The sequence below is a fragment of the Thiocystis violacea genome, assembly GCF_016583565.1.
In the GTDB taxonomy this organism is placed as follows: Bacteria; Pseudomonadota; Gammaproteobacteria; order Chromatiales; family Chromatiaceae; genus Thiorhodococcus; species Thiorhodococcus violaceus_A.
Map to the genome: position 1 here is coordinate 1 of NZ_NRRF01000122.1, position 7,308 is coordinate 7,308.

The 7,308-nt window shown below is 62.8% G+C and carries 5 protein-coding genes; 2 read left to right on the forward strand and 3 right to left on the reverse strand.

The window, feature by feature from the left end:
- The first annotated feature begins 130 nt into the window (after window positions 1–130).
- Window positions 131–1,225 (forward strand): transposase, encoded by a 1,095-nt coding sequence (locus CKO23_RS23275; protein WP_200335680.1) that lies wholly within the window; start codon window positions 131–133, stop codon window positions 1,223–1,225.
- 45 nt (window positions 1,226–1,270) lie between these two features.
- On the opposite strand, the gene CKO23_RS23280 is transcribed toward CKO23_RS23275, so the two are convergent.
- Both CKO23_RS23280 and CKO23_RS23285 read right to left on the reverse strand, forming a co-directional pair.
- Window positions 1,271–1,819, reverse strand: a complete 549-nt coding sequence (locus tag CKO23_RS23280) for a C40 family peptidase (RefSeq protein WP_200335682.1) — start codon at window positions 1,817–1,819, stop codon at window positions 1,271–1,273.
- A gap of 830 nt (window positions 1,820–2,649) precedes the next feature.
- Window positions 2,650–3,906 (reverse strand): tyrosine-type recombinase/integrase, encoded by a 1,257-nt coding sequence (locus CKO23_RS23285; RefSeq protein ID WP_200335684.1) that lies wholly within the window; start codon window positions 3,904–3,906, stop codon window positions 2,650–2,652.
- A 191-nt stretch (window positions 3,907–4,097) separates the two neighbouring features.
- Between CKO23_RS23285 and CKO23_RS23290 the strand changes: the two genes are divergently transcribed.
- Complete coding sequence (locus tag CKO23_RS23290) at window positions 4,098–5,141, forward strand: DNA-binding protein (protein ID WP_200335686.1); 1,044 nt, start codon at window positions 4,098–4,100, stop codon at window positions 5,139–5,141.
- 335 nt (window positions 5,142–5,476) lie between these two features.
- Here CKO23_RS23290 and CKO23_RS23295 read toward each other — a convergent pair whose 3' ends face one another.
- Complete coding sequence (locus CKO23_RS23295; protein ID WP_242482685.1) at window positions 5,477–6,727, reverse strand: Fic family protein; 1,251 nt, start codon at window positions 6,725–6,727, stop codon at window positions 5,477–5,479.
- Window positions 6,728–7,308: the final 581 nt, after the last annotated feature.

Below are 7,308 nucleotides of genomic sequence, written 5' to 3' on the forward strand. Positions count from 1 at the left end.
CTCTGCCCGCAAACGCACCACCTCTGCTTCAAGGCTATCGGGTGGCACTGATGGGGTTGGAGAATCGCTCATGGCAAGAAATTACAGGCACAGATCATGGCTTGGCAAGTGGTCCTGAACAGTTACGTCCTTGGCGCCGCCGATCTGGTACGAGCGCTACAGTCACCGCATCGAGAACTACCACTTACCGAAGGCAGATGAGGCTCGCCAGACCTTGGCCGCCACCATCGGTGCCGACGGGCAGTTGCTCCTCAAGGCCATCGAGGCGGCCTCCGAGCCGGCGTGGCTGGACAAGATTCCGGCCGTTCAGACCCTGCGCCAGGTCTGGACCCAGCAGTATGTCGAGCGCGACGGACGACTGGTCTGGCGGGCGGTCGAGGACATGCCTCCTCCAGCGGAGATGATCAGCTCACCCTACGATCCAGACGCGCGCTACAGCACCAAGCGCAGCGCCGCGTGGGTGGGCTACAAAGTCCACTTGACCGAGACCTGCGAGGCGGTCAGGCCGCACGTGATCGTCAATGTCGAGACGACCCTGGCGACGACGCCCGATGACAACATGCTTGCGGTCGTCCATGCCTCGCTCGCGCCGCGTCAGCTGCTCCCAAGCGAGCACCTGGTCGACAAAGGCTATACCTCCGCTCAGGTGTTGTTGGACAGTCAACGGGAGTATCACGTCACCGTTGTTGGCCCCGTGGCCGATGACCCGAGCTGGCAAGCGCGGGCCGGAGAGGGCTTTGACAAGGCGCACTTTCAGATCGATTGGGAGCACCACGTGGTGGCCTGCCCGGCCGGCAAACAGAGTGTCTCCTGGTTGCCGAAGACGACCGTGCCTGGGATCAGTGTGGAGGCGCGGTTCTCGGCCAAAGACTGTACGCCGTGCGCCCATCGCGCTCAGTGCACGCGAGCTAAAAAGGAGCCGCGCCTCATCGGCTTATCCTCGCGCGAGCAGCATGAGGTGTTACAGGGACGGCGTGGGGAGCAAGCCACCGAGGCGTTTCGTCAACAATATGCGGCGCGTGCGGGTGTCGAAAGCACCCATGAGCAGGCCATCCGATGCAGTGGCCTGCGACAATGTCGCTACATCGGCGAGGCCAAGACCCATCTGCAACACCTCGTCACGGCCGTTGCCATCAACCTGATCCGAGTCGGGGACTGGCTGAGCGGAACACCCCTCGCGCCAACCCGCTGTTCGCGGTTTGCCGCACTTCAGGGAGCCGGATGAATTGGCTGGATGGATTCGCCACCAGTGTCACTGTTGGGTCTACCCCTAGGAACCATTGTTTCTGGCCCAACCGGTCGGAGTTTGCACGGGATCGGCTTCATCAGGCAGATAACGACGCGCCATTAGCAAACGTGTTGCATAGTCGCTGTCGTTCAGTGAGGAGATCATCACGCGTCCGTTGCGGCTGCTGGCGTGCTGGAATTTTTCGTCACCAATATACACGCCCACATGTGTGACGGTACCGGTGAAATGCTCGCCGGTATCGAAAAACACCAAGTCCCCGTATTGGAGGGCATCAAGCGGCACTTCTACACCTTCCTTGGCCTGGTCACGCGAGACACGGGGAATCTCCAAGTTCATGCGTCCGAAGCTGTAGTATGTGAGTCCTGAGCAGTCAAAGGCCTTGGGGCCCTCTTCGGCCCAGACATACTTTTTACCGAGAGTTTTTCTTAGAGATTTGCTGAGTGCCTGTTGGGATGGTTCCTGATAGACGACTTTTGGCTTGTGGATTGTGTAGTCATATTTCGTGGCACACCCCGCCACCATCAACACAAGGAAGAGCAGCATCATCGCTCCGCGAACAGGACGATTCATTCTTCTCTCCTTTTGGTGGATCAATAAGCTCGGCAGATCAAGCAACCATCCCTCTGACCATGAACTCCTGGTGAGGGCCTTCTCTTCCAAGGTGTGCGGTGCCTGCCCGTCCTGCAACGCCCGGCGCATGGCTTAGACCGGCGCGCATCTAGGAGGGTGACGTCGACCAACGTCGCCTCACCTGCGGCACTTCGGAACGATCGGATACCGTTGAGCTGAATGACCACTCCGCCGAGTCAGACTATCCGCGACCCATCGTCCTTCAAGGTCTGAAGTTCGTCGAAGTCGGCGATCGGACCGCACGCCTAAGAGTCGTGTCGAAAACTCTTACACTGCGGCGCTGGTCACGTCCCTCGCCATGTCGCTTGTGGGCCGAATCCTGCCGTCCTGGAAGGGATGCGTCAATGTCGGCTTGTGGCCGACTCTGGGCGCTGAGCCCCCAGACGCCGGCGAGCGTTGATGGGGCACGACGGTCAGTCGGGTGGCGTCCAGTTCCGTGACGAGCGCGATCAGTTTGGTGACGCCGCTGCCCAATCTTATGGAGGCTGTGACCAATCGTCTGACTTCGCCGATCAGTTTCCTGACAGCGTCAGAAGTACCTCGATTCCGTAATCGGTGCTGCGAAACTCAGGGTGTCCAGTTTCGTGGCAGACGCCGACCAGTTTCAGTGACGGCGCTGTTCAATTTGATGAGGCGAGCGTCCAACTTTCCGCCCTGCCGCCAGTCGGCGTGAAGCCGACCTCCAGCTCATCGGCGTTGAGGTCGCTCTTGAGGCGTGGATCGGCGGTCTCCGGCTGAGCGGGCATGTGTGTTGGCGAGCGGTGCTCGGCTCAATCCCAGACTTTGCCAGCCGCTTCATCTCGGATCTGGGCGTCGAGGACGCACTGGTTGTTCGCGGCGATGGTATGCATCTGCTCGAGCAGGTCCGCGAGCGTCTCGTCGAGCTCGTCCCTGGACGCGGCGAGGACCCGAATGCGATAGCGCGCTCCCGCGTCGTCGAGCCGCTGCATCGCGTGTGGCGCGAGGCAGGAGCGCTCAATGTAGCGGCGCGCCCTGGGCACGCTGCGGACGCGGGCGTTGTCGCGCTCGAGCAGGACGGACACCTCAAGCGACGTCTCGAACAGGGGGGGCGCAGCCACGCTCGGCTTCGTCATGGCGAGCCCCTCCTCGAGACGCGCGCGTCGAGACACGTCGGCCCGCTCGACGTAGCGCGTTGCCGAGCTGACATCTGACCAGCCCACATAGTCCATGAGTTCGCGCGTGTCCCAGCCTCGCTCGCTGGCCCAGGTCGCGAAGCCCCGGCGCAGCGAGTGGCCGCTGTAGCCGTCGGCGTCCGCGACACCTGCCGCCCTGAAGCGCGCGCGCAGCAGGGGCGCGAGACTGCTGGGATGCAGGGGGCCACTGCCCAAGGCTCCGTTCGCACTGATGCGCCGAAACACCGGCCCCCGCTCGATCTCCGCCGCCGCGATCCAATCGAGATACGCCTGCACGGGACACAGGCGCGAGAGCGCCGGGACCTTGTACTCGCGGCCCTTCAGCGCGGAAACCGTCTTGGTGCGCGGCAGATAGAGCACCATGCCATGGCCGGCAACCGCCTCGATGTGCTCGACCCAGAGGCGCAGGAGCTCGTCGGTGCGAAACGCCCGCCAGAAGCCCAGCAGCAGCAAGGCCCGGTCGCGGTGCGCGCGCAGATGCGCCGCCAGCGCCTTGGGGCTGCGCGTCTGATCGATCTCGGTGAGCAGCCAGGCGTCGACCTGGCTCAAGGTCTCGAGCGCGACGGGCACGGCCCGGCGCTCGCGCGTGCCGTGGGCCTCGCCGATCCCGCGCAGCACACGCCGCACGAGCGCGGACTTGGTGGGGTCGGCGAAGCCCTGATCCTGGTGCCACCGCGCGAGGGCCGCGACGCGCTGTTTGAGGGTGTTCAGGGAGAGCGTCTCGGCGTACTCGGCGAGGTAGCGGGCGATCGCCTCAGCGGTCGTCGGCAGCACGCCTCCCCAGACTTCCTCGAAGTGTTTGACCGCAGCGTGATAGCTGCGGCGCGTGTTCTCACGCTCTGCGGCGTCGAGATAGCGCGCGTAATTGCTCACGGACTCTCCTCCCCCAGATGTGGGGCTGATGCGTACCGCAACGCTACCGGATTGGGCGCGGGTGGTCCACCTTGACGGGATAATCCCGCATTATCCCGTGTCTATTTCGTGGCTCTAACGTGACGACCTAACGTCGAATATGGTACAGATATACATACCACGTAATACGGTATTTAATACTCGGAGCAGCCATGGCCCGCGGCGGTATCACCCAGACTGAAGTGAAGAAAGCGCGTGAGGCCTTGATCGCGCGCGGGCTCCACCCGTCGATCGACGCGGTCCGCATCGAGCTCGGCAATACCGGCTCGAAGACCACGATTCACCGCCACCTCCAAACGCTTGAGGAGCGCGAAGGTCGCCGACTCGACGATGAGGCGGTGCTGAGCGAGGGGCTTCGCGAGAGCGTGGCCAGCCTCGCGCGTCAGTTGCGCGCCGAGGCTCAGACCATCGTCGCGGATGCGCAAACGCGCCACCTAGCCGAGCAGGAGGCGCTGCGGACGACGCTGCGCGATCTGGAACGCGAGCGCGATGCGGCTCTCGGCCAAGTCGAGTCTCTGCAAGCCGAGCTGAAGCAGACCCGCACTGGCCTTGCTGAGACCCAGGCCGCCCTCACGGCGGCCCAGATCGAGACGAAAACGCTCGAAACGGAAAAGGCCGGCCTCGGGCAGCGTTTGGCGGAGCGCTCCGAGCACGTGGAATCGCTCGAGCAGAAGCACCGGCAGGCGCGCGACGCGCTGGAGCATTACCGCCAGCTCTCGAAGGAGCAGCGCGATCAGGATCACCGTAACCATGAGGCCCAGGTCCAACAGCTCCAGTCGGAGGCGCGCCGCAGGGACCAGCTACTCGCGGCCAAGCAAGACGAGCTGACGCGGGTGGCGAGCGACAACGCACGTCTGTCGGCCGAGCTTGGCGAGCGGGCTCATCGGGAACGGGAGTATCAGGAGGCGCTCGCGCGGGATCGACAACGCATCGAAACCTTGCTGGAGAAGCAGGCACGTCTCCAGGCGGAGCACGCCGCGCAAGGGGAAGCCATGCGCGAAGCAACGGCAACGACCGGCTGTCTGAACGGGGCGCTTGATCAGCTCAAAGCAACGCTGGCCGAGCGCGATAGGCGCCTCCATGGTCTTGAAGGCCAACTGCAGGTTCTGGCGGCCCTCCAAAAAGCCGGAAGCCCCCCCGACACCAGGCCGCATGAAACACCTGAAGACGATGCTAGCGAACAGGAGCAGCACTGAACTGACGGGTTGAAGGCGACGAAGACGTCCCTTCACGCAGGCTCCTCGCCGCTGGAACCTCAGGACACGCGCACCTTCTCGCCCCCCGAGGCCTCCGTCAGAGCGTTCGCACTCAGGTCTCTGCAACCTTGCATTGCCGTCATGGACGCCCGGGGAATCGCTGTCCGGCTGATGCAAAGAGCGGTCACCCAAACCAAAGGTGCCAGCGGAAGCTCCGCCCCATTAACGGTCGCCGGCGCCTGGGGCTCAGCGCCCGGACTCGGCCGAAAGCGGACCAACCGGGAGCAACTTGGCAATCCTTATTGTGGCAAGAAAGTCACAAGGCATTGAGATACTCACCCATAACTTGTTTCTGGAAACAAGCCTGGCATCCATCGTGAGGCGAGTTTGGCCGGGAAGGTAAGGCGAAGGGGCGCGCGGGTGCTTTCCGAGACGATCACACCGTGCTCGGCAAGAGCGGCCACGATCCTCCTCGCATTTCTTTCGCTGGCCCCAAGAAGTTCAGGAACCTCACCGCGATGCAGTGTGCCGTGATACAGGAGCGCTTCGAGGATGCGCCCGGCCTTGGGTGGCAGCGTATTGGCGCGGACCTCTTCTTCACTCCAGCGCAAAATCCGGTCTCTGAGCCTCTTGGGTTGCACCAGCTCTTCCATGAACTTGATCTGGTCGAGGCAGGTTTCCATGAAAAATCGGGTAAAGGCCGCGAGACTTTCTTCGCTCAAATGCCCCCGGCCATCCAGATCGTTTTGGCGCGGCAGGTCGCAGGCTGCAAGGTGGTTCTTGTAGGGCCTCACGTTCCTGGCCAGCCCCCGCGCGATTGACCACACGCCTCCCGTGTCCAGTGCTTCCAGGAGCATGGCATGGGACATCAAGCGCGCCACGCGCCCGTTTCCATCGAGAAACGGGTGTATCCATAGGAGTCGGTGATGCGCGGCGGCCGCCGCGATAATCGTTTCTGCCTTGCCAAGTCCGCGGTAGGTTCGCTCGAGATGGGCGAGGAAGCGGGGCAAGGCGCCGGGGCTGATCGCGATGTGCTGTCCGACCCGCACGTCACGTGATCGCAAGGCACCAGGGACGACCTGCACCCGCTCGCCGGTCTCGGGATCTTCAATCCAAAGTAGCGCTTCGGGAAGCAGCTCCCCGAAGCGCTTGTGAACCTCGCGGATCCCCTCAAACGTCAGTGCCCGGCCCGACAGGCCCCCGTCATCGATCCACTGCTGGACCGCGATATGCGCCCTGGCCTCGAGCTGGAGGTTGCGCTGCTCGGCGTTCGCGCTGTAGTCCTCTTTCAGCGCACGCTCAATGTCGACCGGATGCGTGTCATGCCCCTCGATCAGGTTGCTGTAGTAACAGTTCATCGCGCGCACGAGATCGGCGAGCGCTGTGAGCACGCCCTCCGGCAGGCTGCGACGAAACCCGGCCGCGTGTGCCGCCAGCTCGACCGCCATGTCTGCTAGCCCCACCCGGTGACGCGAGGTCTCGGCGATCCGCATCGGGTCCATTGAGGATAGTCGCTCGCTGCGATCGACGAGGGTATCCGCGTCCTCATGTTTGGCCGCTTTTAAATCCGCTTCAAAATCGCTCATATTAAATAAAATATCATATAGTTACGCCTCATTGAAACAGGCTATATGACGGTTTCTTGGCCGCTTGACTGGCCGGTTTATGCCAGTCTGCAGCATATCCCCTGAGCCTCCAGGCTGTCTCGCTACCCAGCGCGATTTCGCGACCTTACCGGAAACTGGCACGCGCATCTTGCGCGAGTCGGCGAGCACGCCCTGTCACTTGGGTGTTGCGAAAATCCTACATCTCACAGGAAAGGCGGTCATGTCCGCAAAGGGTCGTGACTTGTCACTCGCGAAAAGAGAGGGACTTTCCGCTATCAGGATGCAGCTGACGCAGGGTGAAGTGGCGCCAGTGACCGCTTCTGGCCTTGTCCTTTCGGATTGCCAGCTGGGTTGAGTGACCGGTAGTGGGGCTCTTGCGTCGCCGAGGGAGGAGTGCATCCTAGCTATCGGGGCTTTTGCGCAAAACACTGTAACTACTCAGGTCCCGCGAAGTCGCCTCGCCTGTTGTGCTTGAACACCCGGCGCGGAAGCGGATAATCGCGACCATGCAACCCCTGCCCGACCTGGCGCTCCTGAGCGCTGCCGAGAAAGACGCCCTG